This is a genomic window from Pseudomonas sp. GW823-FHT02E01, assembly GCF_058797535.1.
Genome location: NZ_JBXAJS010000003.1, coordinates 1 through 24,109, shown reverse-complemented (window position 1 = coordinate 24,109; position 24,109 = coordinate 1). Strand labels below are relative to the sequence as shown.

Below are 24,109 nucleotides of genomic sequence, written 5' to 3'. Positions count from 1 at the left end.
CGGTACCGGTCAGGCGTTGGCCCTGAACAGCATGTAGGCGGCGACCACGACGCAGATGCTGGCGAATCCGACCTGCAACGCCCGCGCCGGCACCCGGGCGCAGAGCTTGCGGCCGATGATCATGCCGACGATGCTGGAGACGATGAAGGCAATACCCGAATCGTCGATGCGCACCCCGGCATGGAACGCGCCGATCACGCCGATGCCGGAAATCAGGCTGATCACCATCAGCGACGTGGCGATGATCCCGCGCATCTGCACGTCGGTCAGTTGCTTGAAGGCCGGGACAATCAGAAAGCCGCCGCCCACCCCCAGCAATCCAGAGACCACGCCGGTTACTGCCCCGAGCGCGGCGAGGGTCGCGGTGCATTTGGCGGTCCAGGAAAAGCGCCCGGTCTGTTGATCGAGCATGCAGTTCTTCTGGCCCCAGTTGGCCTGACCATGGTCGCTGGGACCCTCGTCCTTGCGCTCGCGGCGCAACATCCGCCCGGCCACCATGACCATCAGCAGGCTGAACAGGATCATCAGGATTTTTTCCGGCAACTGGTGGGCAAAGTAGATGCCTATCGGCGAAAACACCGCACCCAATGCCGCGATCAGCAGCGCTGCGCGATAACGCACCAGACCATGGCGCAAGCCGTCGATGGCACCGACCGCTGCCGCACTGCCTACCGCGAACAACGCCACCGGAGCGGCCTGGGTCATGCTCCACCCCAACCCCAACACCAGGGCCGGGACCGCAAGGATACCGCCACCGGCGCCCGTCAAGCCGAGCACCAACCCCATCACTACACCAAACAGACTTGCCAGCAACATACGGAGTTCTCAGTCGACCCTGGACACACGTGTCAGCCACTCGCGGCCCTTGAGCATACCGTTCCAGTAGAACCACGGTAGCAGTGTCGCCTTCAGCCACCACGCCGAGCGGCGCGGGATCGTCGGGTCAAGGGGAAAGGTCGGCAGCAACTTGCCCGCGTACCCGAACTCGGCAAGGATCACCTTGCCCTTCTCCACCGTCAGCGGACAAGAGCCATAGCCGTCGTACTTCAGCGGCAGCGGTTGCTGCTTGCGCAAGGCCAGCAGGTTTTCGGCCACCACCACGATCTGCTTGCGCACCGCCGCAGCAGTTTTTGCATTCGTGGTGCCGCAGATGTCACCCAGCGCGAACACGCCTGGATAGCGCGGATGTTGAAGGGTGTGGGGATCGACCTCGCACCAGCCGGCGGCGTCGGCCAGCGGACTTTTGGCGATGAAGTCCGGGGAGACTTGTGGTGGCACGACATGCAGCAGGTCAAAGGTTTTTGCCTGGCGGGTGACATTGCCATCGGCATCCTTGACGTCGAACCACGCGGTTTTCGCCGGGCCGTCGACCTTGACCAGATTCGAGTTGAACGCCAACCGGGCTTTGTACTTTTCGATGTACTTCATCAGTGGCGGGACAAAGGTCGGCACTCCGAACAGTGCCGCGCCCGCAAGATTGAACTCGACGTCGATGTTGTTCAGCACACCGCTCTTGGTCCAATGATCGCAGGACAGGTACAGCGCCTTTTGTGGCGCTCCGGCACATTTGATCGGCATGGCCGGCTGGGTGAACAGCACCTTGCCGCCGCGTAATTTCTGCACCTGGTCCCAGGTGTAGGTCGCGTGCCGATAGCTGTAGTTGGAGGTCACGCCGTGCTGGCCGAGGGTGTCCTCCAGGCCTTCGATTTTCTCCCAGGCCAGGCGCAGGCCGGGGCAGACCACCAGGTTTTGATAGCCGACCGTACGCCCGTCACCGAGGGTGAGTTGAAGCTTGTCGGGATCGATGCCCGTCACGCCAGCCTGCAGCCAATGGGCCCCGCGCGGCATCACCGACGCCATGGGCCGCACGGTGTTTTCCACGTTGTAGGCACCACCGCCGACCAGCGTCCAGGCCGGTTGATAGTAGTGCCGGGAGTCGGGTTCGATCACGGTGATGTTCAGATGCGGGCTACGCTTGAGCAGGCTGGCGACAAGGCCGATGCCCGCCGTGCCGCCGCCGATGACCACGATATCTGCACTGATGGATGGGCCCCAGTGTTGATCGTTCATTGCTTGTTCCTTTTGCTGCACGCAAGGATTGTTACGAGTCAAACCAAAAACCTGTGGGAGCGGGCTTGCCCGCGATGGCGTCAGGTCAGTCGCCATTAATGTTGGATGTGCCGGCCCCATCGCGAGCAAGCTCGCTCCCACAGGTTCGGTGTGTTGAATAAGATCAAGGTTGAACCCAGCTTTTGAGCACCGCCCCGCAGTACAGCCCGGAGAGGGTTTTCATCACCTGGATCACTTCGTGACTGGCGAGACCGTAAAAAATGTACTTGCCTTCACGACGGGTGGCGACCAGTCCTTCATCGCGCAGGATCCCCAATTGCTGGGACAAGGTCGGTTGGCGCACGCCGGTCATTTTTTCCAGCTCGCCTACGTTGCGTTCGCCCTGGGTCAGCTGACACAGGATCAACAGGCGATCCTCATTGGCCAGGGCCTTGAGCAGCGCACACGCCTTGGAGGCCGAGGCGCGCAGTTGGGAGACTTCACATTCGGTCAGACCGGATTGCATTTGCAGGATGCCTTCAACGTCACTTAAGCTGTAAACATTATGTTTAAACATATAATGTTGCAACCCATGACTGAAATTTCGCCCGTCTGACTTTTCTAACCCTGCACAGGTTCGTGTCCATGCCCGCACTGATTGAAGCTTTCCTCGACCCCGCCTCCTCGACCTACAGTTATGTGGTTTACGAGGCTGATGGCGGGCAGTGTGCGATTGTCGATCCGGTGCTCGACTACGACGCAGCCTCCGGGCGTACCGCAACCACCCAGGCCGACAACATCATCGCCTTCGTCCGAGCCCGTCACTTGCAAGTGCAATGGCTGCTGGAAACCCACGCCCATGCCGATCACCTGTCCGCCGCGCCGTACCTGCGCAGGGAGCTTGGCGGCAAAATCGCCATTGGCGAGTCAATCAGCAAGGTCCAGGACGTGTTCAAGACGCTGTTCAATCTGGAGCCATCCTTTCGCGTCGACGGCTCCCAGTTCGATCACCTGTTCGCCCCCAACGAATCGTTCATGATCGGCAACCTCAAGGCGACCGCCCTGCACGTGCCCGGCCATACCCCGGCGGACATGGCCTACCTGGTCGACAGCGATGTGATTCTGGTGGGCGACACGATGTTCATGCCCGACGTCGGCACCGCCCGCTGCGATTTCCCGGGCGGCAATGCCAACCAGATGTTTGCCTCGATCCACAAACTGCTGGCCTTCCCCGCCAGCGTGCGGCTGTTCGTCTGCCACGACTACCCGCCCAATGGCCGCGCGCCCCAGTGCCAATCCACCGTCGGCGAACAACGCAAAAACAACATTCATGTACATGACGGGATCGATGAAGCCGCGTTCGTGGAAATGCGTACACGACGTGATGCAGGGCTGGGCATGCCGACACTGTTGCTGCCGGCGATCCAGGTGAATGTGCGGGCGGGGAATTTGCCGCCGGCCGAGGACAACGGCGTGACCTACCTGAAAATCCCGCTTAACAAATTCTGACCCTGTAGGAGCGAGCTTGCTCCGGGCGGCGTTCCGACGATGGACTTGAGGGCAACGCGTTTATCCAGAAGACTCGCGTTATCGTTAACGTCCATCGCGAGCAAGCTCGCTCCTACAGAGTGATCGTGTCAGTTGCCCAAAGTCAGGCCATTGGCCGGCAACGGCAGCGCGGTCTTGTACCGCACCTGCTTGAGCGCAAAGCTCGAACGGATGTTCGCCACCCCCGGTACCTTGGTCAGAAAGTCCATCATGAAGCGCTCCAGCGACTGGATGGTCGGCACCAGCACCCGGATCAGGTAGTCCGGGTCGCCGGCCATCAGGTAGCACTCCATCACCTCAGGGCGATCGGAAATCGCTTCTTCGAAATGCTGCAACGCCTCCTCCACCTGCTTCTCCAGGCTGACGTGAATGAACACATTCACATGCAGCCCCAGCAGGTCGGCATCCAGCAGCGTCACTTGCTCGCGAATCACCCCCAGTTCTTCCATGGCCTTGACCCGGTTGAAACACGGCGTGGGTGACAGGTTCACCGAACGCGCCAGGTCGGCGTTGGTGATGCGCGCGTTCTCCTGAAGGCTGTTGAGAATGCCGATATCGGTACGGTCCAGTTTGCGCATGAGACAAAACCACCTGTTTTTTATGTTTATGCAGGTTTTTTATCTGCAAATGATCTTTAGCGCAACGAAACAGAGAGAAATATTCTTCTTGGTCGGGCCTATGATTGTTGTAGGACAAGATTTCTTCTACCGAACGAAATCTGTCAGCTCACTACAAGAAATTCACAAGATCGAGCGTAGAAGCCATGACCCAAGCGTATGAACCGCTGCGCCTGCACGTCCCCGAACCCTCGGGCCGTCCCGGCTGTAAAACCGACTTCTCCTACCTGCATCTGACCGATGCCGGCACGGTGCGCAAACCCCCAATCGACGTTGAACCGGCTGACACGGCTGACCTGGCCCGTGGCCTGATCCGCGTGCTCGACGACCAGGGCAATGCCCTCGGCCCATGGGCCGAAAACGTACCGGTGGAGATCCTGCGCAAGGGCATGCGCGCCATGCTCAAGACCCGCATCTACGACAACCGCATGGTGGTCGCCCAGCGTCAGAAAAAGATGTCGTTCTACATGCAGAGCCTTGGCGAAGAAGCCATCGGCAGCGCCCAGGCCCTGGCCCTGAACATCGACGACATGTGCTTCCCGACCTACCGCCAGCAAAGCATCCTGATGGCCCGCGACGTACCGCTGGTCGACCTGATCTGCCAGCTGCTGTCCAACGAGCGCGATCCGCTCAAGGGACGTCAGTTGCCCATCATGTACTCGGTCAAGGACTCCGGTTTCTTCACCATCTCCGGCAACCTCGCCACCCAGTTCGTGCAAGCCGTGGGCTGGGGCATGGCCTCGGCGATCAAGGGCGACACCAAAATCGCTTCGGCGTGGATCGGCGACGGCGCCACCGCCGAGTCGGACTTCCACACTGCCCTGACGTTCGCCCACGTGTACCGCGCGCCGGTGATCCTCAACGTGGTCAACAACCAGTGGGCGATCTCCACCTTCCAGGCGATTGCCGGTGGTGAAGCCACCACCTTCGCCGGTCGTGGCGTCGGTTGCGGCATTGCCTCCCTGCGGGTCGACGGCAACGATTTCTACGCGGTCTACGCCGCCTCCGCCTGGGCTGCCGAACGTGCGCGGAGCAATCTCGGTCCGACCATGATCGAGTGGGTCACCTACCGCGCCGGCCCGCACTCGACCTCCGATGATCCGTCCAAGTACCGTCCGGCCGATGACTGGAGCCACTTCCCGCTGGGCGATCCGATTGCGCGCCTCAAGCAGCACCTGATCAAGATCGGCCAGTGGTCCGAAGAGGAACACGCCGCCGTCAGCGCCGAGCTCGAAGCCCAAGTGATCGCCGCGCAGAAAGAAGCCGAACAGTACGGCACCCTCGCCGGCGGCCAGATTCCGAGCGCCGCGACCATGTTCGAAGACGTCTACAAAGAGATGCCGGAGCACTTGAAGCGCCAGCGTCAAGAGTTGGGGATCTGACATGAACGATCACAACAACCATATCGAGCTGGAAACCGCCATGACCACGACCACCATGACCATGATCCAGGCCCTGCGCTCGGCCATGGATGTGATGCTTGAGCGTGATGACAACGTCGTGGTCTTCGGCCAGGACGTGGGCTATTTCGGCGGCGTGTTCCGCTGCACCGAAGGCCTGCAAGCCAAGTACGGCACCTCGCGAGTGTTCGACGCGCCGATCTCTGAAAGCGGTATCGTCGGCACCGCCGTGGGCATGGGAGCCTACGGTCTGCGCCCGGTGGTGGAGATCCAGTTCGCCGACTACGTCTACCCGGCCTACGACCAGATCATTTCCGAAGCCGCGCGCCTGCGTTATCGCTCGGCCGGCGAGTTCACCGCGCCGATGACCCTGCGCATGCCCTGCGGCGGCGGCATCTACGGCGGCCAGACCCACAGCCAGAGCATCGAGGCACTCTTCACTCAGGTATGCGGTCTGCGCACCGTCATGCCGTCCAACCCCTACGACGCCAAAGGCCTGCTGATCGCCTCCATCGAAAACGATGACCCGGTGATCTTCCTGGAGCCGAAACGACTGTACAACGGTCCTTTCGACGGCCACCACGAACGCCCGGTTACCCCGTGGTCGAAACACCCCGCCGCACAGGTTCCGGACGGTTACTACACCGTACCGCTGGACGTTGCCGCTATCGCCCGTCCGGGCAAGGACGTCACGGTGCTGACCTACGGCACCACCGTCTACGTGTCGCTAGTGGCCGCTGAAGAAAGCGGCGTGGATGCCGAAGTCATCGACCTGCGCAGCCTGTGGCCGCTGGACCTGGAAACCATCACCAAATCGGTGAAGAAAACCGGGCGCTGCGTGATCGTTCACGAAGCCACCCGCACTTGCGGCTTCGGCGCCGAACTGACGGCGCTGGTGCAAGAGCACTGCTTCCACTACCTGGAAGCGCCGATCGAACGCGTCACCGGTTGGGATACCCCTTACCCGCACGCGCAAGAGTGGGCGTATTTCCCAGGGCCGTCCCGAGTGGGCGCGGCGTTGAAACGGGTCATGGAGGTCTGAATGGGCACGCACGTCATTAAAATGCCGGACATTGGTGAAGGCATTGCAGAAGTTGAATTGTCGGTATGGCACGTCAAGGTCGGTGACATGGTCGTCGAAGATCAGGTGCTGGCCGATGTGATGACCGACAAGGCGATGGTCGATATCCCGTCGCCGGTGCATGGCAAGGTCATTGCTCTTGGTGGCCAGCCGGGCGAAGTCATGGCGGTTGGCAGTGTGCTGATCAGCATTGAAGTCGAAGGCGCGGGCAACGTTAAGGAATCGGCGCAACCGGCAGCTGTTGTTAAAGAAGCACCGGTTGCAGCAACGAAAGTCGAAACCGTGGTTGAAAGCAAACCGGTCGCTGCCCCGGCGCCGAAAGCTGCCGTATGCCAGGGCCCGATGGTTGCTCGCGAGGCCGACGAGCGTCCGCTGGCCTCCCCGGCCGTGCGCAAGCATGCGCTGGACCTCGGCATTCAATTGCGCCTGGTGCGTGGCACCGGCCCCGCCGGCCGCGTGCTGCATGAAGACCTCGACGCCTACCTGGCCCAGGGTCAGTCGAACGCTTCGGCACCGGTGGCGGCGGCTTACGCCCAACGTACCGATGAACAGCAGATCCCGGTGATCGGCATGCGTCGCAAGATTGCCCAGCGCATGCAGGACGCCACCCAGCGCGCCGCCCACTTCAGTTATGTCGAAGAAATCGACGTCACCGCCGTGGAAGAGCTGCGCGCGCACCTCAACGAAAAACATGGCGCGACTCGCGGCAAGCTGACTTTGCTGCCGTTCCTGGTCCGCGCCCTGGTCGTCGCCCTGCGTGATTTCCCGCAGATCAACGCCCGCTACGACGACGAAGCCCAGGTCATCACCCGCCTCGGCGCGGTGCATGTCGGCATCGCCACCCAGGCGGATATCGGGTTGATGGTGCCGGTGGTGCGTCATGCCGAAGCCCGCAGCCTGTGGGACAGCGCCGCTGAAATCTCCCGTTTGGCCACTGCCGCCCGTAACGGCAAGGCCAGCCGCGACGAGTTGTCCGGCTCGACCATCACCCTGACCAGCCTCGGGGCCTTGGGCGGCATCGTCAGCACCCCGGTGCTGAACCTGCCGGAAGTGGCGATAGTCGGCGTGAACAAGATCGTCGAACGGCCAATGGTGATCAAAGGCCAAATCGTGATCCGCAAGATGATGAACCTCTCCAGCTCCTTCGATCACCGCGTGGTCGACGGCATGGACGCGGCGCTCTTCATCCAGGCCATCCGTGGCCTGCTCGAACAACCCGCGACCTTGTTTGTGGAGTAAGTCATGCAGACCCTCAATACCACGCTGCTGATCATCGGCGGCGGCCCCGGCGGTTATGTGACGGCGATCCGTGCCGGTCAACTGGGCATCCCGACCATCCTGGTGGAAGGCCAATCCCTGGGCGGCACTTGCCTGAACATTGGCTGCATTCCGTCCAAGGCACTGATTCACGTCGCTGAACAGTTCCATCAAACGCAACACCACAGCCAGCATTCGGCCCTGGGCATCAGCGTTTCGGTGCCCACCCTGGACATCGGCAAGAGCGTGGAATGGAAAGACGGCATCGTCGATCGCCTGACCACCGGCGTCGCGGCGCTGCTGAAAAAGAACAAGGTCCAGGTCGTTCAAGGCTGGGCCAAAGTGGTTGACGGCAAAACCGTGGAAGTTGGCGACACACGTATCCAGTGTGAACACCTGGTGCTGGCCACCGGCTCCAAAAGCGTGAACTTGCCAATGCTGCCGATTGGCGGGCCGATCATCTCGTCCACCGAGGCCCTGGCGCCGACATCCGTGCCCAAGCGCTTGATTGTGGTCGGCGGTGGCTACATCGGTCTGGAGTTGGGCATTGCCTATCGCAAGCTCGGCGCCGAGGTCAGCGTGGTGGAAGCGCAGGAACGCATCCTGCCGGCCTACGACGCCGAACTGACTCAGCCGGTGCACGACGAACTGAAAAAACTCGGTGTGAAGCTTTACTTGAAACACAGCGTGCAAGGCTTTGATTCTTCTAACAATACCTTGCAAGTACTTGCCCCGAACGGTGAGACCCTGAACCTGGAAACCGACCAGGTACTGGTGGCCGTCGGTCGCAAGCCGAACACCCAGGGCTGGAACCTCGAAGCGCTGAACCTGGACATGAACGGTTCCTCGATCAAGATCGACAACCGCTGCCAGACCAGCATGCGCAACGTGTATGCCATCGGTGACCTGAGCGGCGAACCGATGCTCGCCCACCGGGCCATGGCCCAGGGCGAGATGGTCGCCGAGCTGATCAGCGGTAAAACCCGCGAGTTCAACCCGACCGCCATCGCCGCCGTGTGCTTCACCGACCCGGAACTGGTGGTGGTCGGCAAGACCCCGGACGAGGCCAAGGCCGCAGGTTGGGACTGCATCGTGTCGAGCTTCCCGTTCGCCGCCAATGGCCGGGCGATGACCCTGGAGTCGAAAAGCGGGTTCGTGCGGGTGGTCGCTCGTCGGGATAATCATGTGATTGTCGGCTGGCAGGCGGTGGGCGTCGGCGTGTCGGAGCTGTCCACGGCGTTTGCCCAGAGCCTGGAGATGGGCGCGCGGCTGGAAGACATCGGCGGCACCATCCATGCACACCCGACCTTGGGTGAGGCGGTGCAGGAAGCGGCGTTGCGGGCCCTTGGCCACGCATTGCACCTGTGAATCAGGGCGATCGGTGGTGTCCGTGATGGCCTCTTCGCGAGCAAGCTCGCTCCCACAGGGGATTTGTGGTGTTTGCAGGACCTGATGGCCTACAAAGATCAAATGTGGGAGCGAGCTTGCTCGCGATTCTTGAGAACGACGCGATTTCTGCCGATCAGCCGATAGTCTGGGCTGCGATTTAGCCCAAGAATGAAGTATTGTTGTCCCCATCCAAAAAACGTCAGAAGCCTTGAACCGTTTCGACGGTTGTTCAGTGATAGAGGGTGTCATGGGTAACGAAAGCATCAATTGGGACAAGCTGGGTTTTGACTACATCAAGACCGACAAGCGCTATCTGTCGTACTTTCGCAATGGCGAGTGGGACAAAGGCACCCTGACCGAAGATAACGTGCTGCACATCAGCGAAGGCTCCACTGCCCTTCACTATGGCCAGCAATGCTTCGAAGGCCTGAAGGCCTATCGTTGCAAGGACGGCTCGATCAACCTGTTCCGTCCGGACCAGAACGCCGCGCGCATGCAGCGCAGCTGCGCCCGCCTGCTGATGCCGCACGTGTCCACCGAGCAGTTCATCGAAGCGTGCAAGGAAGTGGTGCGTGCCAACGAACGTTTCATTCCGCCGTACGGCACCGGCGGCGCGCTCTACCTGCGTCCGTTCGTGATCGGCGTGGGTGACAACATCGGCGTGCGTACCGCGCCGGAGTTCATCTTCTCGGTGTTTGCGATCCCGGTCGGCGCCTACTTCAAGGGCGGTCTGACCCCGCACAACTTCCTGATCTCCAGCTACGACCGCGCCGCGCCACAAGGCACCGGCGCCGCCAAGGTCGGTGGCAACTACGCCGCCAGCCTGATGCCGGGCTCCCAGGCCAAGAAGGCGCATTTCGCCGACTGCATCTACCTGGACCCACTGACCCATACCAAGATCGAGGAAGTCGGTTCGGCCAACTTCTTCGGGATCACCCACGATAACAAGTTCGTGACCCCGAACTCGCCATCGGTACTGCCGGGCATCACCCGTCTGTCGCTGATCGAACTGGCCAGGTCCCGCCTGGGTCTGGACGTGGTCGAAGGCGACGTGTTCATCGACAAGCTGGCGGACTTCAAGGAAGCCGGTGCTTGCGGTACTGCGGCGGTGATCACGCCGATCGGCGGCATCAACTACAACGACCACCTGCACGTGTTCCACAGCGAAACCGAAGTCGGCCCGATCACCCAGAAGCTCTACAAAGAGCTGACCGGTGTGCAAACCGGCGACATCGAAGCGCCAGCGGGCTGGATCGTCAAGGTTTGACCTGACGCCAGACGCACAAAAGCCCCCCATCGGGTGACCGATGGGGGGCTTTTTGTTTGCATAGTACTGACGAGTCCACCATCCCCTGTGGAAGCGAGCTTGCTCGCGATGACGGCATTGCATTCAACACAGAAACAACCGGAATACACGTTCGTCAGTCAGCGAATGTTCCCGAACTCCGCCGAACCTGCGGCAATTTGCGAAACTTTGACATTACCCTCAACCACCAACGGCAACCCGATTCCAAACCGCCTTCCAAACTCCTTGCGCCCCAACGCCGTCAACGCTAACGCCCGACTGTCCAGATCCTGGGTCACCCACTTGCGCTTGAGCGCCGTTTGCAGCAACGCCGCGCCCAGCGCCCCACCCAGATGTGGCCGACGCATGCTCCAGTCCAGGCACGGGCAGGCGAAACGACGGCGCAAGGTGCTCAAGTCCTGCGTCTCGATCCCGAGCCCTTGAAACATTGCCGTACCGCTGTCGCTCAAGCGATAGGCCTGTTCGTCGGTTTCCTCAAGCCAGCCCGCTTCAAGCATCCGGTCATGCAGCAGTACGGCCAGGGTTCCCGCCATGTGGTCGTAACAGGTGCGGGCAAATTGCAGGCGATCCGGGGTCCGTGCCCGGAAGCTCGGCGCGGTGTTCTGGCTGATCACCATCAGTGCCTCCAGGGCCTGGGCCACGCGCTTGTCCGCCAGGCTGTAATAGCGATGACGCCCCTGAACGTGCAGCCGCACCAGCGCCAGCTCCTTGAGCTTGGCCAGGTGGGCACTGGCGGTCGACGCGCTGACTTCGGCCACCGCCGCCAGTTCGGTGCTGGTGCGGGCATGGCCGTCCATCAGCGAGCAAAGGATTTTCGTCCGCGCCGGCTCAGCGATGGCTGCCGCCACCTGCGAGACGCCGATGTCGTGTTGTTCTGCGCTCATATTTCGCTCCCGGACGAATCAATGCCCTTTCGGACTGGAGATAGTAGCAACACTTTCCAACAACCAAAGGCTGTGCCCATGGACCCGATCATCGCTGCGACCCATGCCGATCCTTATCCCTACTACGCACAACTGCGTGCCGAAGGTGGGCTGGCTTTTCATCCGGGGCTGAACATGTGGGTGGCCAGCAGCGCCCGGGCGGTGGCCGCCGTGCTGGCGCATCCCGACTGCCACGTTCGACCCGCGCAGGAGCCAGTCCCCAAGGCGATCGCCGACGGCATGGCCGGCCAGGTGTTCGGCCAATTGATGCGCATGAATGAAGGTGAACGCCAGCGTTGCCCACGGTCGGCGATTGCGCCGGGGCTGGAGTTGATCGATGCGCGGGAAGTCGAGGCCTTGGTCAGCGCCCGATTGATGACCGCCGATGCCGCTGGCCTGTACAACGCCATGTTTCGCGGACCGGTTTGCGTGGTGGCGGCGTTGTTGGGGTTCACCCCGGCTCAGGGCCGCGCCATCAGTGAGTTGACGGCGGATTTCGTCGCCTGTCTGTCACCCTTGAGTGACGCGGCACAATTGACCGCCGCCCACGCTGCCGCCGAACAATTGAGCGGTTATTTCATCGAATTGCTCGACGATCCGTACAACCACAGCCCTTTGCTTGCAGGTATCGGCCAGCGCTTCGCCTGCGGCGCGCCGCAAACCCTGATCGCCAACCTGATCGGCCTGTTCTCTCAGACCTTCGAGGCCACTGCCGGGCTGATCGGCAACGCCGTGCTGGCATTGATTCAACATCCGTCGTTGCGCAGCGAATCTCCCCCGGTCGAAGACCTGCTGGCCGAAGTACAGCGCTTCGACCCGCCGGTACAGAACACCCGCCGCTTCGTCGCCGCCCCCTGCGAAATTGACGGCGTGAGGCTGAACGCCGCAGACGTGATCCTGGTGCTGCTGGCCTCGGCCAATCGCGACCCCCAGCTCAACGACAGCCCCGACACCTTCCTGCTCGACCGCCCGAACCGGCGCAGCTTCACCTTCGGCGCGGGGCGCCATCAATGTCCGGGGCAACGCCTGGCGTTGAGCATTGCCAGCGCTACGCTCAAGCAGCTTCTGGAGATGAGGCCGGCACTGGACCCTCTGAAGCGGGAATACCGCCCCTCCACGAATGGACGGATTCCACTGTTCCGTGAATGACCGAAAGCCGCTCAAGCAACGCGGTGTTCGACGGTCAGGTGAGACAGTTCATGGACCGGCGCCAGGCGTTCGCGAATGGTGTCGGCACTGACATTGGCCGCCGCCACAACGCTGACAATCGCGGCCCGTGCCTGGGGGCCGACCTGCCAGACATGCAGATCGCTGATGCGCACATCGTCCGACGACTCCAGCAGTTCACGAATCTCGTCGGCGACGTGTGTATCCGTGACATCGAGCAACACCGCTGCGCTGTCACGCATCAATCCAACAGCCCATTTCGCGATCACGATGGCGCCCACAATGCCCATCACCGGGTCCAGCCACACCCATCCCAGATAGCGCCCCGCCAGCAATGCGGCGATCGCCAGCACTGAAGTCAAGGCATCGGCCAGCACATGGACATAGGCCGAGCGCAGGTTGTTGTCGTGATGGTGATGATGGCCGTGCTCATGGCTGTGGCCATGATCGTGGCCATGATGGCCGTGGTCGCCCGCCAGCAAAAAGGCACTGGCGATGTTCACCGCCAGCCCCACCACCGCAATCACCGTCGCTTCGGTGAATGCCACGGTCGTTGGCTGAAACAGGCGATAAACGGATTCACCTGCAATGCCGATCGCCACCAGCCCCAGCACCATGGCCGAGGCAAAACCCGCGAGATCCCCGACCTTGCCGGTGCCGAAGCTGTAACGCGCGTTGTTGGCATTGCGCCGTGCAAACCCATAGGCCGCCGCCGCGATGCCCAAGGCCCCGGCATGGGTGGCCATGTGAAAACCATCGGCCAGCAGCGCCATGGAACCGGTGATGTAACCGGCGGCAATTTCGCCAATCATCATCACAAACGTCAGCGCCACCACCCATAAGGTGCGTCGGGCGTTTTCATCATGGGATGCGCCGAGAAAGACATGGTCGTGAGAAAAGCGCGAAGCCTGTGGTGTCAGTGTCATGGAATTCAGGCCTCTATTTGGCATAACGACGGATGGCCAGCAACAGGTCTTCCACGCCCTGGGCGCGATCTTCATCGCTCAGGTCCGGATGGGCCACGTGCTCGCGGGCATGGGCGTCGATGAACTGCTCCAGCAGACCATTGACCGCGCCCCGGATGGCGGCCACCAGATGCAGGGTCTTGGCGCAATCGGCATCGGACTCAAGCGCTCGCTCCACGGCTTCCACCTGCCCGGCAATCCGCCGCACCCGCTTGATCAAGTCATCCTTGTGTTCGTGAATGTGTGCCATACCTATACCCCCTACCCCTATATAGCACCTATGGTCGCCGATAGTGCGGAGCCTGGCAAGGCACAACCCGATGACGGTCGGTTTGGCGTGACATCGATTTTCGCCGGCCGGTTGGCCGCTGAACGTTTGGGTCCAACACCCCTGCTGCCCGGCTGGATTAGTTACACCGGGTTAAAACAGTCATGACGGGCAGTGCGTTTATCCCGCCGGCCTTTCTCCATAGAGTCACCAGGATCATGGTGAACAACGAGGTTCGATCGATGCAAACTCAACTGGACAAGTCACTGAGTGTTTTTGCGCGGGCAGACCTGCTGCAAGGTCCCACGCCCATTCAGCGGGCTGCGCGACTCGAACAGCTGCTGGGCCTCGACAAGCAGGGTATCGACCTGTTTCTCAAACGCGACGACCATATGTTGATCGGCGCGGGCGGCAACAAGCTGCGCAAGCTTGAATTCCACATCGGCGCAGCACTGCAAGCCGGAATCGATACGATCATTACCGTGGGCGGCATCCAGTCCAATCATGCCCGCCTGACCGCCGCAGTGTGCGCCCGGCTGGGCATCGCCTGCGAGCTGTTCCTGACCCGGGCCGTGGCCAAGGCCGAGGTGGATTACGAGCTCAACGGCAATGTGCTGCTCGACCAGTTGTTCGGCGCGCAGATGCAGGTGTTTGCCGGCGGTACCGACTCACTGGCCAAAGCCGAGGCCAGGGCGGCGCAGCTTCGAGACTCCGGGCACAAGGTCATGGTGCTGCCAACCGGTGGCTCGACGCCCCTAGGCAGCCTCGGCTATGCCCGCTGCGCAGCGGAGATCGCCCAACAAGAGGCCGAACTGCAACTCACGTTCAATCAAGTGGTGGTACCCAATGGCAGCGCCGGCACGCATGCCGGGCTCGCGGCGGGTTTCCGGTTGCTGGGCCGGGGTACGTCCATGGTCAAGTCGTTCTCGGTGCTGTCCGACCAGGAATCATCAATAGCGAGAACCCTGCAACTGACCCGCGAGACATTGGCGCTACTGGACAGCAACGCCCAGGTGCGGGCTGACGAGCTGGTGATTGACGGCAGCCAGCTGGGTACCGGCTATGGGCTGCCAACCGCCGCCATGCAGGACGCGGTACGCCTGATGGCGCGTGCCGAAGGCCTGTTGGTCGACCCGGTGTACTCCGGCAAGGCGTTTGCCGGGTTGCTGGCCGACCTGCAGCAAGGGCGCTTCGTCCCCGGGGACAATGTGCTGTTCATCATGACCGGCGGAACACCCGGCCTGTATGCGTACCGGGAAACGTTTCAGGCCTGACGGTCAATCATCCCGCGTCAGCACTTCCAGCAATTCGATTTCGAAGATCAGGTTCGAGTTCGGCGTAATCTTGCCCATGGTGCGTTCGCCATAGGCCAGGTGCGCCGGCACCAGCAACTTGCGCTTGCCGCCGACCTGCATGCCCATGATGCCCTGGTCCCAGCCCTTGATGACCCGCCCGGTGCCGATCACGCACTGGAAGGGTTTGCCACGACTGTACGAAGAGTCGAATTCGGTCCCGTCCTCCAGCCAGCCACGGTACTGGGTGGTGATCAGTGCGCCTTTTACGGCGGCTTTTCCGTCACCCACCTGAAGATCGATTACCTGAAGCTCGTCATTCATTGATTTCACTCGTATGCTCACTCGCCCTCAAGGGCCTGATGGGCGCCGTTTTCCCAGATTTGTCCTCAATTGGCAACCATTGCCGCCTCCGCGCGCGACGTTTAAAGCGGTTTGCTGAACTAAAATAATCAACAATTACCCGTACGGTTCTCCGCCCTGATGGCCATCCCCGAATGATCCTGCTCTGGACCAGCGTCATCCTTGGTTCAATGACGCTCAGCCTGATCGTCGTGATGGCTTGGCGCGAACGCTATCTGCAAAAGCAACTGGCGGAGTATCGCGCGATCATCAATAGCCTGTCCGAAGGCCAGAACATCCACAAGGATGACGACGCCGAGCGCTTCAAGCGCAGCCAGTATTTCGCTCGTATCGGCACCTGGGATTGGGATGTCGACACCGACCGGTTGTATTGGTCAGATGCCATTTTCGGCATGTTCGGCTTCAAGATCGGCGAAGTGACGCCCTCTTACGCCCTGTTCTGTTCCTGCGTGCATCCGGAAGACCGGCTCAGGGTTCGGGCCGGCGAACTGCGTTGCCTGGAAACCGGCGAAAACCATGATGAGGAATACCGCGTGGTGTGGCCCGACGGAACGATCCGCTGGCTGCGGGAAACCGGCAACGTGGTCAAGAACGACCACGACGAAACGATCAAGATGATGGGTGTGGTACGCGACATCACCGAAGAAAAGGCCTCGGCCAACTACCTCAAGCACCTGGCCCATTACGACCCGTTGACCGGCCTGCCCAATCGCCTGGTGCTCGAAGAGCGCCTGTCCGAAGCGCTGGAGTTGGCGCGCACCAGTGCCACGCGGGTGGCGCTGGTGTTTGTCGACCTCAATGGCTTCAAGGCCATCAACGACCGCTATGGTCATGCGGCCGGCGACCGCGTGCTGGTCACGACCGCCACGCGGCTCAAGCGTATTCTGCACGGCACCGACACCGTCGCCCGGATCGGCGGCGACGAATTCGTGGTCATCCTCCAGGACCTGCCCCAAGGCAAAAGCCTGCAAGACGAAGCGCGCACGATCTGCCAGAAAATCTTCGTCGAACTCTCCCCGCCCGTCACCCTCGGCAACGACCAGCGCCACATCGGCACCAGCCTCGGCGTCGCCGTGTTCCCCGATCATGCGCCGAGCATCGACCGCTTGCTGCACATTGCCGACCTGGCGATGTATGAGGCCAAGCGCAGCGGGAACAATCAGTATCGGTTGGGCACCGAGAGCCTGGTGCGGGCACACAGCGAATAGCGCTTCGTCCTTGAATGCATTGCGCATCAATGCATACCAACAATGCAATTAACCTCTCGATGCCCCTGCTCCACTATCCGCCCCAACAAGAACCGTGCGCCGGGTCCTTTGTGAATCCATGTCGCCCCAGAGCAAGCAGCCCCTACCGGTTGGTGAAACAGGGCCGCTACTCCCATAAATGGGGGACTACACCCACTCAATCGGGTGTTTACCACCTAATTTGAGGAATATCCCCACCCTACACTTCACCAAAAAGACACATTTTGAAACAACTTACTTATTACTCAGTATCTTCCTCATCCATGGCCCGACGGTTGCATAACCCCTTGCAACGCAGGCAGATGCTGTCACCAACCGGGGATGGCGGGTTTCGCCGTTGCGCTATGTCGCGAGGGGAACCTCATGAAAATCATTGCATCGCCGTTCAATTCGTTCCGCTTCTTAAGGGTTTCGGGCGCAGGCTCTGTACTGTTGATCACCTTCAGTCTGTCCCCGGTCAACGCAGCACCGCTTGACGATGTCAGCCCGCCGCCGCCGACGGACCCCTCGGCGTTTACCAATCCGCCGACCGACTTCAAGGCCGCGCTGGATGCCCTAAAGGCCATGCCACCCGCCAACCAGGGTTCCATCGCCTTGCCCAATGGCGTGTTCGGCACCCGCACCACGCCAACGACCGACAACGTACTGCCGCCAGCCCTGCAGACATCCTTCAAAATCCCCACCAACGGCAAGCCCAGCCCGTTGTTCGGGGCCCAGCCGTATACGCAGCAACTGCTGCTGTTCGAAGAATTCGGCACGGAAAAACTCGACCCGACACTGCCGCCGCCCACCCTGACCTTCCCGGTTCCGATCGTCGGCCCGGCGCCCACGCAGGACCCGAACAACATCGCCCGTAGCGGCCCTTCGGCCGCGGCGCTGGAAGCCTTCATGCGCCAGCCGGGGCTGTACCCGTTTCCGGCGCAGTATTCCAACGTGCTGGACCGCAACCCGTGGAAAGCGCAGATCGAAGCCTTCCTCAACCGCCATCCGGTCAGCTCGCCGGCCGAAGGTCGTCCGCCAGGAAAAGGCTGGTCGCACCAGCGCTGGAACGAGTTCTACCCACAGGTCGCCTTCAAGACCACTCAAGCGGGCGCCAAGCTCAACGGCGGCATGCGCGACCGCCGGCAGTTGCACAACTACGCCGTCGGTGAGTTCGGGCCGGGCGGGCTCTACAACCAGACCTCGGACACCCCGGTCATTACGGGCACCACCAAAGGCATCGACACCCGTTTTCACCCCAACATGCCGATTCAGAACCACAAGGCGCTCTGGACCTTCGACGGCACCTTTCCGCCAAAACTGCTGATGGTGCGGTACGGCCAACCGGTGCTGATGCGTCACTACAACGCCCTGCCGATTGATCCGTCGGCCAACATGGGGTTCGGCCTGCACACCCTCAGCACCCACGAACACAATGGCCACTCCCCGGCGGAAAGCGACGGATTTTCCAATGCGTTTTTCTTTCCGGGGCAGTACTACGACTATCGCTGGCCGATCCAGTTGGCCGGTTACGACACCATCAACACCAGCGCTCAGGATCCGCGCGCGGCGTTCCCCTGCGCCCCGGGCGAAACCCTGTTCGTCAACGATGCCACGCCGGGCCTCAAGACCTGCAACAACGGCAGCATCAAGATCCGTGGCGACTGGCACGAAACCATGAGCACCCACTGGTTCCACGACCACATGCTCGATTTCACCGCGCAGAACGTCTACAAGGGCAACGCGGTGATGATGAACTACTACAGCGCCCTGGATCGCGGTAACGAAGCGTTTGTAGACGGCGTCAACCTGCGCCTGCCCAGCGGTTCAGCATTGCCCTGGGGCAACCGCGACTATGACGTCAACCTGCTGCTGGCCGACAAGGCCTGGGATGCCAATGGCCAGCTGTGGTTCAACCCGTTCAACACCGACGGTTTTCTCGGCGACCAGCTCCTGGTCAACTGGCAGTACCAGCCGCGCCTGAAGGTACGGGCGCGCAGCTATCGTTTCCGCATCCTCAACGGCTCGGTGTCGCGCTACTTCAAGATCGCGCTGGTGCGTGAAATCGTCGGCACCGGTGGCGAATTCCCCGGCCCGACAGGTTCCGGCCTGTCCTATACCCGCGTGCCGTTCCACTTGATCGCCAACGACGGCAACCTCATGGAACACGCCGTACCGTTCGACGGCAGCATGGACCTGGACGCTGACGGCGACCTGCAGGACCACAACGCCATCCTGCCCACCATGGGCATCGCCGAGCGTTACGACATCATCGTCAACTTCGCGAAACACGGGATCAGCACCGGCGACAAGCTGTATTTCGTCAACCTGATGGAGCACCACGACGGCAAGGGGCCGGAGAGTTTGCCGCCGAGCCTGGCCGATGTCCTGTCCGGCAAGTACAAGGCGGTGCTCAAGCTGGGCAGCAAAGGGCTGGAATGGGACGCCGGCGACCCGGTGGTGGGCAAGTTCCTGCAACTGCTGGTACAGCCTTATGCCGGCCAGGACGTGAGCATGAACCCCGCCGACTACGAACCCGCCAAACCGGGCAAGGCGATGGGTAAAACCATGCTTCCGCTGACCCTCAACCGTGACGACCCGACGGTGCAGGCCAAACTGAAACTGGCGCGCCATCGCGAGTTCATCTTCGGCCGCTCCGATGGCACCGACGAAGCCCCCTGGACCATCAAGACTGACGGCGGTTTAGGCTTCCAGATGGACCCTCGGATCATCAGCGCCGCTCCGCAACTGGCCAACGGTCCGACCGCTGCCGGGTTCTCCGGCGACGGCACCCTGGAAGTGTGGAAAATCAGGAACGGCGGCAACGGCTGGAACCACCCGGTGCACGTGCACTTCGAAGAAGGCATCGTCCTCAACCGCGACGGCAAGGCACCACCGGAATGGGAAAAATGGGCCCGCAAGGACATCTATCGTATCGGCGAGGGCATCGACAGCTCCCAGGACGTGGAAATGGCGATCCGCTTCCGTGAATTCGCCGGGACCTACATGGAGCACTGCCACAATACCCAGCACGAGGACACGTCCATGCTGCTGCGCTGGGATGTCGAGCACCCCGGCCAGTTCCAGTTGATGCCAACCCCCCTGCCCGGCTGGGACGGCGTCACCTACGTCAATTCCGCGGCGCTGCCGACCTTCCGCACTGGCGATACACGTGTCGAGGACCCCGATAACCAAAAACCGGTCGCCAACCCCGACAGCGCCATCAGTAACACCGGCCAACCGGTGATCATCAACGTCCTGGCCAACGACAGCGACCCTGACGGTAACGTGCCACTTAAAGTGGTGGGGCTGGAGCAACCGGACTCCGGCAAGGGCGAGGTCAGCACCGATGGCCTGCGTGTGACCTACACACCACCGGCCACGGTCCCCGCGCCGTTCACCGCGACCTTTACCTATAGGGCCGCCGATGCCAAGGGCGCCGAGTCGGCACCGGCGACGGTGTCCGTGGCGGTCTCGGCACCGGTCAACGAGAGCCTGATCGTCACCAGCGCCACCGTCACCGCCCGCAGCAACAGCCGCTGGTATTGGGTCCTGTCCGGCACCACCTCCCGTGGCACGGGCAATACCATCACGGCGACGGCCACGACCACAACCGGTACGGTGAACCTTGGCGCCGCCGTCCTGACGCCTACGGCCACAGGCGCGCGCTGGAACATAGCAGTGACCACCGCCGGCAGTGGCCCGTCGCCTAGCCCGACGGCGACCATCAAATCGGCCTTCGGCAAAACCGTGACGGTGCCGATAAAGGCGAACTGAGTACAACCAGGCATTGGCGATGAGGGCCTCATTGAGGCCCTCTTGCTAAAAAACTGACAACTTACCTGGCTGTTAACTCTCCAGAAAGAAGGTGATTGGCGGGGATGTGTTCTTCAAGGTTGAACGAGTAAAACAGTCGCTCCTGCCGACTCGATAACTGTCCGATCATGCTACGTGCTTCCCTGCTGGCCAATGCAGATACTTTGCCGCAGGCCAGATAGCAGAGCTATTTCTTCAACGTGATCAGACGAAAACGGTCAGTCAAAGAACTCCATACCTGCATACGGCTGGCGCCGGCATTGCTCAAGCCTTGAAGCCAGGCTGCCCACATGCACTTCCAGGCGATGTCCATCGGGATCAGAAAAATAAAACGAGTTACCTTCGCTCGAATTGGATTTCCACTCAACAACGTTACGAACCCGCAAGTAAGCGGTGACTTCTTCAAAATCTTCCTGCCCCACCGAAAACGCATAGTGGGTGTAATCAGGCTGTTTTTCCGCCAGACGTGTCTCATCGAGAGACAGACAAAGCCAGAGATCACCGAGGGAAAGATAAGCCCCCGTCTCCCAGCGGGCAGCCAATCTAAAGCCGGGTAGAGCCACATAAAACTCAATACTGCGAGAGAGGTTCACAACCGCCAACGTCAAATGATTCAAGCCAGTCAACATGAGCATCTATCCAGAACCAGTGCACGTAGAGTGAGATGGGTATCGAAACCCGTTTGCTGACTTCGATGGGATGACCGCCTCACGCGCTGAGGAAGTCAGTCAACCAAAATCGAGGCTCTTGAGAATACCTCGCACAGGCCCCATCGTGGATTTATCCGCGATGGGGCCTGCAACCGCGTAGCAACGTTCGGCCAGTAGAAGCATCATACCGCCAGGATAAAGTCCGCCTGATCGATACCTGCACTGCTGACACCGACAAGGCGAATAGAGTCCACTCCGATCCCGATCAGCGTGTCCGCTCCGTCAGCCGCAATGCTCACGTTGGCAGCGAACGTTTCGCTGCTGATCCCCAGCCCCGCGATATTGAGCAGGTCCTGCCCTCCGGCCGGATTGACGTCGAAGTCCTGGATCGAGTCGTTGCCGAAGCCTGCGGCAGCAAACGCGAAGGTATCGTTGCCGAGGCCGCCGTTCAGCATGTCGTTGCCCAGCCCGCCGAGGAACAGATCGTCACCCGCACCGCCGACCAGAATGTCGTTGGCCAGGCTGCCCAGCATCCTGTGGTTTGCCGCCGCTGCATCGTAGGCCAGTTCACTGCCGCTGCCCTCGGCGTTCGCCTGCAAACCCGCCGCCGCGTATTGGCCATTCAGCGCGACCTGCGCCGCATGCGCGCCGTCGTTCACGATCAGCAGGCCGCCGGTGCCGGTGTCATTCGCTGCATAAGTGATCTGCGTATTGGCGCCGAACGCAACATCGCCAAAGTTCAGCGAGTCACCCTCGGCAAAACCGCTGACGCTGCCACTGAACGCCGTCGACACATCAAGCTTTAGCGTGCCTGCCGCGCCGCTGTCAAACGTCACATGCTGATCGGAGGCAGCACCGAATTCCAGCATCGCCGAACCGCTGATAGTCGCGCTTCCCGCGCCTTGGGCATCTCCGTGGATGGTGATATTGCCATCGTTCGCCCACAGGCTACCGCTGTTGACCAGCGCACTTTCAATCACCAATCCGCCGCTGCCGCTGGCTTGCAGCACCCCCGTGTTGGTGACGGCGCTGCTACCGGTATCGATCACCAGCGCATTGACGCCGCTGGCATGAATCAGGCCTGAGTTGACCAGCATCATCTGCCCCGCTCCCAACTGGCCGGCACCCGAGATGGTGTTGTCGGCATTGGTGAGCACCGTGTCGGCGCTGCCGCCGAAAATCACGTTTTGCGCATTGTCAGATAGCAGCACCTGGCCGCCACCGGTCAAGGTCGCGCCACGGAACAGAATCTCAAGGCTAGTCTCGTTGCCGGTGGAGCCGAGCTCGATGGTGCCGCTGTTATGGATGCTGCCACCGAACGGCATGATCGCGCCGTCGGCAATGGTGAGGGTGCCGGCGTTGTTGGTGAGCGGATCGACATCGAACTGGAAGTTCGCTTCGCTCAAGTCCACGGCATCGACACCTTTCAAGGTGACCGTCTGGCCCGAGCTTATGCTGACCAATGCATTGCCATTGGCGTCGTTAGTGATACTCAAATCAGCAAAGCCGGTGACGCCCGTGAAGCCGATCATGTCGATCTTGTCTGCCGTGGCATCGAAACTGTAGATCTGATTGTTGCCGATCGGCTGGGCGAAGACGAAGGTGTCGGTACCGGACGAACCGGTCAGGTTGTCGTCAGCGGACAAGGCGAAGATCGGCGTGTCGGGGGCAAAGGCCTCGACGTTATTGAATACATAGGAACTGCCCACACTGCCGTCGGCGTTAGTCCAGGTCATGTTGATGTGGAGTACCGCAGCGCCCGCGAAGCCTTCTGGTGTTGTCACGGTCAATGCTCCGGGATCGCTGGTCTGCACGGTCCAGGTGCCGTCGCCGTTGTTGATTCCGGCGTTTAGAGTCCAATTTGACGGAACGTCGGCAATTGTGACAACAAAGCTATCGCTCAGGCCTGCCGATGGATCAGCAATCGCAAGGTTTATTGCTTCTCCGGACACTCCCGCAGGGTAAGTCAGGCTAATGCTTGTTGCAGCACTAACGTTGCCTGCCGCGTCCATAGCCGTGACAAATAGCGTCTTGGTACCCGTAAACTTGCCAGTCAAATCAATATTGGCGAATTGACCGCCGGTATTGGTCGTTCCGGTCCCAATTTCTGTGTCGCCGGCGCCAAACACGCCATTGCCATTGTCCAGGTAAACCTTAATGAATGAATTAGCTTCGGCGCTCCCTGAAAGCTTATGGTTTGTACCGGAGTTGTTGTAAGTCAGCCCAGTCGGTGACGCTGGCGGTGTTGTATCAATCGGAGTTTCAACGACGTTCTGCACGTTTACCGTAATCGTCTGCGTGTCGATTCCGCCATTGCCGTCGGACACCTGAACGTCCACAACGTAGGCATTGTCGCCGTCAGTACCACCGACATCCTGGGCATTCTCGAAATCGGGCGCTGAGTTGAACGTCAGCCCCCCGCTTGAACTGATCGAGAACTTGCTGAAGTCCGTCCCGGCCGTATTCAGGAGCGAGTAGCTCAGCGTCTGCGCTGGTAGATCAGCATCGGTCGCCAGCACTGTCGTGACCGCCGTGGTGTTCTCCGCCACGTTGACCGAAGCCGTCGCACCGCCACCGTTGGAAGTGATCGTCGGTGAGTCGTTGCTGCCGGCGATATTCACGGTGACCGAAGTGAGGGTGCCATCGGCACTGCTCACCGCGAAGGTGTCGGTGTAGGTGGTACCGGCGGCGAACTCGTTGTGGGCGGAGCTGGCGACGTAGGTCCAGGCACCGCCGGTGCCGATGGAGAACTGGCCGTAGCTGCCGGCGGTGTTGGTTTGGGCGACGAAGGT

General features: G+C 61.1%; 20 protein-coding genes. 10 read left to right on the top strand and 10 right to left on the bottom strand.

Going from position 1 to position 24,109, the window contains the following annotated elements:
- Positions 1 to 9: 9 nt before the first annotated feature.
- The 3 genes from AC1RDQ_RS07440 to AC1RDQ_RS07430 all read right to left on the bottom strand — a co-directional run bounded on the left by AC1RDQ_RS07440 (position 10) and on the right by AC1RDQ_RS07430 (position 2,575).
- The gene (locus AC1RDQ_RS07440) at positions 10 to 816 is read right to left on the bottom strand and encodes a sulfite exporter TauE/SafE family protein (RefSeq protein WP_090454959.1); all 807 of its coding nucleotides are present in this window, start codon (positions 814 to 816) and stop codon (positions 10 to 12) included.
- Between the two features lie 9 nt (positions 817 to 825).
- Positions 826 to 2,070 carry an NAD(P)/FAD-dependent oxidoreductase gene (locus tag AC1RDQ_RS07435; RefSeq protein ID WP_492586864.1) on the bottom strand — a complete coding sequence of 415 codons (1,245 nt, stop codon included), beginning with the start codon at positions 2,068 to 2,070 and terminating at the stop codon, positions 826 to 828.
- Positions 2,071 to 2,233: 163 nt separating this feature from the next.
- Positions 2,234 to 2,575, bottom strand: a complete 342-nt coding sequence (locus AC1RDQ_RS07430; RefSeq protein ID WP_057715210.1) for an ArsR/SmtB family transcription factor — start codon at positions 2,573 to 2,575, stop codon at positions 2,234 to 2,236.
- Between the two features lie 119 nt (positions 2,576 to 2,694).
- On the opposite strand from AC1RDQ_RS07430, the gene AC1RDQ_RS07425 reads away from it, so the two are divergent.
- Positions 2,695 to 3,558, top strand: coding sequence for an MBL fold metallo-hydrolase (locus AC1RDQ_RS07425; protein WP_492586862.1), 864 nt, complete (start codon positions 2,695 to 2,697; stop codon positions 3,556 to 3,558).
- 128 nt (positions 3,559 to 3,686) lie between these two features.
- On the opposite strand, the gene bkdR is transcribed toward AC1RDQ_RS07425, so the two are convergent.
- Positions 3,687 to 4,175, bottom strand: coding sequence for a Bkd operon transcriptional regulator BkdR (gene bkdR / locus AC1RDQ_RS07420; protein ID WP_007976593.1), 489 nt, complete (start codon positions 4,173 to 4,175; stop codon positions 3,687 to 3,689).
- A 185-nt stretch (positions 4,176 to 4,360) separates the two neighbouring features.
- Between bkdR and AC1RDQ_RS07415 the strand changes: the two genes are divergently transcribed.
- The 5 genes from AC1RDQ_RS07415 to AC1RDQ_RS07395 all read left to right on the top strand — a co-directional run bounded on the left by AC1RDQ_RS07415 (position 4,361) and on the right by AC1RDQ_RS07395 (position 10,608).
- Complete coding sequence (locus AC1RDQ_RS07415; protein WP_492586860.1) at positions 4,361 to 5,596, top strand: 3-methyl-2-oxobutanoate dehydrogenase (2-methylpropanoyl-transferring) subunit alpha; 1,236 nt, start codon at positions 4,361 to 4,363, stop codon at positions 5,594 to 5,596.
- Position 5,597: 1 nt separating this feature from the next.
- Positions 5,598 to 6,656 (top strand): alpha-ketoacid dehydrogenase subunit beta, encoded by a 1,059-nt coding sequence (locus AC1RDQ_RS07410; RefSeq protein ID WP_492586859.1) that lies wholly within the window; start codon positions 5,598 to 5,600, stop codon positions 6,654 to 6,656.
- Positions 6,657 to 7,934 (top strand): dihydrolipoamide acetyltransferase family protein, encoded by a 1,278-nt coding sequence (locus AC1RDQ_RS07405; protein WP_090454956.1) that lies wholly within the window; start codon positions 6,657 to 6,659, stop codon positions 7,932 to 7,934.
- A gap of 3 nt (positions 7,935 to 7,937) precedes the next feature.
- Positions 7,938 to 9,320, top strand: a complete 1,383-nt coding sequence (gene lpdA / locus AC1RDQ_RS07400; RefSeq protein WP_492586858.1) for a dihydrolipoyl dehydrogenase — start codon at positions 7,938 to 7,940, stop codon at positions 9,318 to 9,320.
- Positions 9,321 to 9,588: 268 nt separating this feature from the next.
- Complete coding sequence (locus tag AC1RDQ_RS07395) at positions 9,589 to 10,608, top strand: branched-chain amino acid aminotransferase (RefSeq protein WP_090454954.1); 1,020 nt, start codon at positions 9,589 to 9,591, stop codon at positions 10,606 to 10,608.
- Positions 10,609 to 10,766: 158 nt separating this feature from the next.
- Here the strand turns inward: AC1RDQ_RS07395 and AC1RDQ_RS07390 are convergent, their stop codons facing one another.
- Positions 10,767 to 11,531, bottom strand: a complete 765-nt coding sequence (locus tag AC1RDQ_RS07390; protein ID WP_492586856.1) for an ArsR/SmtB family transcription factor — start codon at positions 11,529 to 11,531, stop codon at positions 10,767 to 10,769.
- A 78-nt stretch (positions 11,532 to 11,609) separates the two neighbouring features.
- On the opposite strand from AC1RDQ_RS07390, the gene AC1RDQ_RS07385 reads away from it, so the two are divergent.
- Positions 11,610 to 12,719: a cytochrome P450 gene (locus AC1RDQ_RS07385; RefSeq protein ID WP_492586855.1), complete on the top strand. Its 1,110-nt coding sequence runs from the start codon at positions 11,610 to 11,612 to the stop codon at positions 12,717 to 12,719.
- 11 nt (positions 12,720 to 12,730) lie between these two features.
- Here the strand turns inward: AC1RDQ_RS07385 and dmeF are convergent, their stop codons facing one another.
- Both dmeF and AC1RDQ_RS07375 read right to left on the bottom strand, forming a co-directional pair.
- Entirely contained in the window at positions 12,731 to 13,663 is a 933-nt protein-coding gene (gene dmeF, locus AC1RDQ_RS07380) for a CDF family Co(II)/Ni(II) efflux transporter DmeF (RefSeq protein WP_223502122.1), read from the bottom strand.
- Positions 13,664 to 13,676: 13 nt separating this feature from the next.
- Positions 13,677 to 13,952, bottom strand: a complete 276-nt coding sequence (locus AC1RDQ_RS07375; RefSeq protein WP_057715220.1) for a metal/formaldehyde-sensitive transcriptional repressor — start codon at positions 13,950 to 13,952, stop codon at positions 13,677 to 13,679.
- Between the two features lie 260 nt (positions 13,953 to 14,212).
- Here AC1RDQ_RS07375 and AC1RDQ_RS07370 point away from each other — a divergent pair, with 260 nt between their 5' ends.
- On the top strand, positions 14,213 to 15,244 hold the full coding sequence (locus tag AC1RDQ_RS07370) for a D-cysteine desulfhydrase family protein (RefSeq protein WP_492586853.1): 1,032 nt from the start codon (positions 14,213 to 14,215) through the stop codon (positions 15,242 to 15,244).
- 3 nt (positions 15,245 to 15,247) lie between these two features.
- Here AC1RDQ_RS07370 and AC1RDQ_RS07365 read toward each other — a convergent pair whose 3' ends face one another.
- A complete protein-coding gene (locus tag AC1RDQ_RS07365) occupies positions 15,248 to 15,586 on the bottom strand; it encodes an FKBP-type peptidyl-prolyl cis-trans isomerase (RefSeq protein ID WP_057715221.1) in 339 nt (112 codons plus the stop codon).
- A 173-nt stretch (positions 15,587 to 15,759) separates the two neighbouring features.
- Between AC1RDQ_RS07365 and AC1RDQ_RS07360 the strand changes: the two genes are divergently transcribed.
- Both AC1RDQ_RS07360 and AC1RDQ_RS07355 read left to right on the top strand, forming a co-directional pair.
- Positions 15,760 to 16,833 (top strand): sensor domain-containing diguanylate cyclase, encoded by a 1,074-nt coding sequence (locus AC1RDQ_RS07360; RefSeq protein ID WP_223502120.1) that lies wholly within the window; start codon positions 15,760 to 15,762, stop codon positions 16,831 to 16,833.
- Positions 16,834 to 17,235: 402 nt separating this feature from the next.
- On the top strand, positions 17,236 to 20,628 hold the full coding sequence (locus tag AC1RDQ_RS07355; protein ID WP_492586851.1) for an Ig-like domain-containing protein: 3,393 nt from the start codon (positions 17,236 to 17,238) through the stop codon (positions 20,626 to 20,628).
- A 257-nt stretch (positions 20,629 to 20,885) separates the two neighbouring features.
- Here the strand turns inward: AC1RDQ_RS07355 and fos are convergent, their stop codons facing one another.
- Together fos and AC1RDQ_RS07345 are read right to left on the bottom strand one after the other, a co-directional pair.
- A complete protein-coding gene (gene fos / locus AC1RDQ_RS07350; RefSeq protein ID WP_492586850.1) occupies positions 20,886 to 21,296 on the bottom strand; it encodes a fosfomycin resistance glutathione transferase in 411 nt (136 codons plus the stop codon).
- Positions 21,297 to 21,499: 203 nt separating this feature from the next.
- Positions 21,500 to 24,109: beta strand repeat-containing protein (locus AC1RDQ_RS07345; RefSeq protein ID WP_492586849.1), on the bottom strand; the 2,610-nt coding region annotated here is incomplete at its 5' end.

Bases quoted from the DNA above. Each gene is read 5' to 3' on its own strand.
- AC1RDQ_RS07440 (WP_090454959.1), bottom strand. From the start codon at position 816: ATGTTGCTGGCAAGTCTGTTTGGTGTAGTGATGGGGTTGGTGCTCGGC.
- AC1RDQ_RS07435 (WP_492586864.1), bottom strand. From the start codon at position 2,070: ATGAACGATCAACACTGGGGCCCATCCATCAGTGCAGATATCGTGGTC.
- AC1RDQ_RS07430 (WP_057715210.1), bottom strand. From the start codon at position 2,575: ATGCAATCCGGTCTGACCGAATGTGAAGTCTCCCAACTGCGCGCCTCG.
- AC1RDQ_RS07425 (WP_492586862.1), top strand. From the start codon at position 2,695: ATGCCCGCACTGATTGAAGCTTTCCTCGACCCCGCCTCCTCGACCTAC.
- bkdR (WP_007976593.1), bottom strand. From the start codon at position 4,175: ATGCGCAAACTGGACCGTACCGATATCGGCATTCTCAACAGCCTTCAG.
- AC1RDQ_RS07415 (WP_492586860.1), top strand. From the start codon at position 4,361: ATGACCCAAGCGTATGAACCGCTGCGCCTGCACGTCCCCGAACCCTCG.
- AC1RDQ_RS07410 (WP_492586859.1), top strand. From the start codon at position 5,598: ATGAACGATCACAACAACCATATCGAGCTGGAAACCGCCATGACCACG.
- AC1RDQ_RS07405 (WP_090454956.1), top strand. From the start codon at position 6,657: ATGGGCACGCACGTCATTAAAATGCCGGACATTGGTGAAGGCATTGCA.
- lpdA (WP_492586858.1), top strand. From the start codon at position 7,938: ATGCAGACCCTCAATACCACGCTGCTGATCATCGGCGGCGGCCCCGGC.
- AC1RDQ_RS07395 (WP_090454954.1), top strand. From the start codon at position 9,589: ATGGGTAACGAAAGCATCAATTGGGACAAGCTGGGTTTTGACTACATC.
- AC1RDQ_RS07390 (WP_492586856.1), bottom strand. From the start codon at position 11,531: ATGAGCGCAGAACAACACGACATCGGCGTCTCGCAGGTGGCGGCAGCC.
- AC1RDQ_RS07385 (WP_492586855.1), top strand. From the start codon at position 11,610: ATGGACCCGATCATCGCTGCGACCCATGCCGATCCTTATCCCTACTAC.
- dmeF (WP_223502122.1), bottom strand. From the start codon at position 13,663: ATGACACTGACACCACAGGCTTCGCGCTTTTCTCACGACCATGTCTTT.
- AC1RDQ_RS07375 (WP_057715220.1), bottom strand. From the start codon at position 13,952: ATGGCACACATTCACGAACACAAGGATGACTTGATCAAGCGGGTGCGG.
- AC1RDQ_RS07370 (WP_492586853.1), top strand. From the start codon at position 14,213: ATGCAAACTCAACTGGACAAGTCACTGAGTGTTTTTGCGCGGGCAGAC.
- AC1RDQ_RS07365 (WP_057715221.1), bottom strand. From the start codon at position 15,586: ATGAATGACGAGCTTCAGGTAATCGATCTTCAGGTGGGTGACGGAAAA.
- AC1RDQ_RS07360 (WP_223502120.1), top strand. From the start codon at position 15,760: ATGATCCTGCTCTGGACCAGCGTCATCCTTGGTTCAATGACGCTCAGC.
- AC1RDQ_RS07355 (WP_492586851.1), top strand. From the start codon at position 17,236: ATGAAAATCATTGCATCGCCGTTCAATTCGTTCCGCTTCTTAAGGGTT.
- fos (WP_492586850.1), bottom strand. From the start codon at position 21,296: ATGTTGACTGGCTTGAATCATTTGACGTTGGCGGTTGTGAACCTCTCT.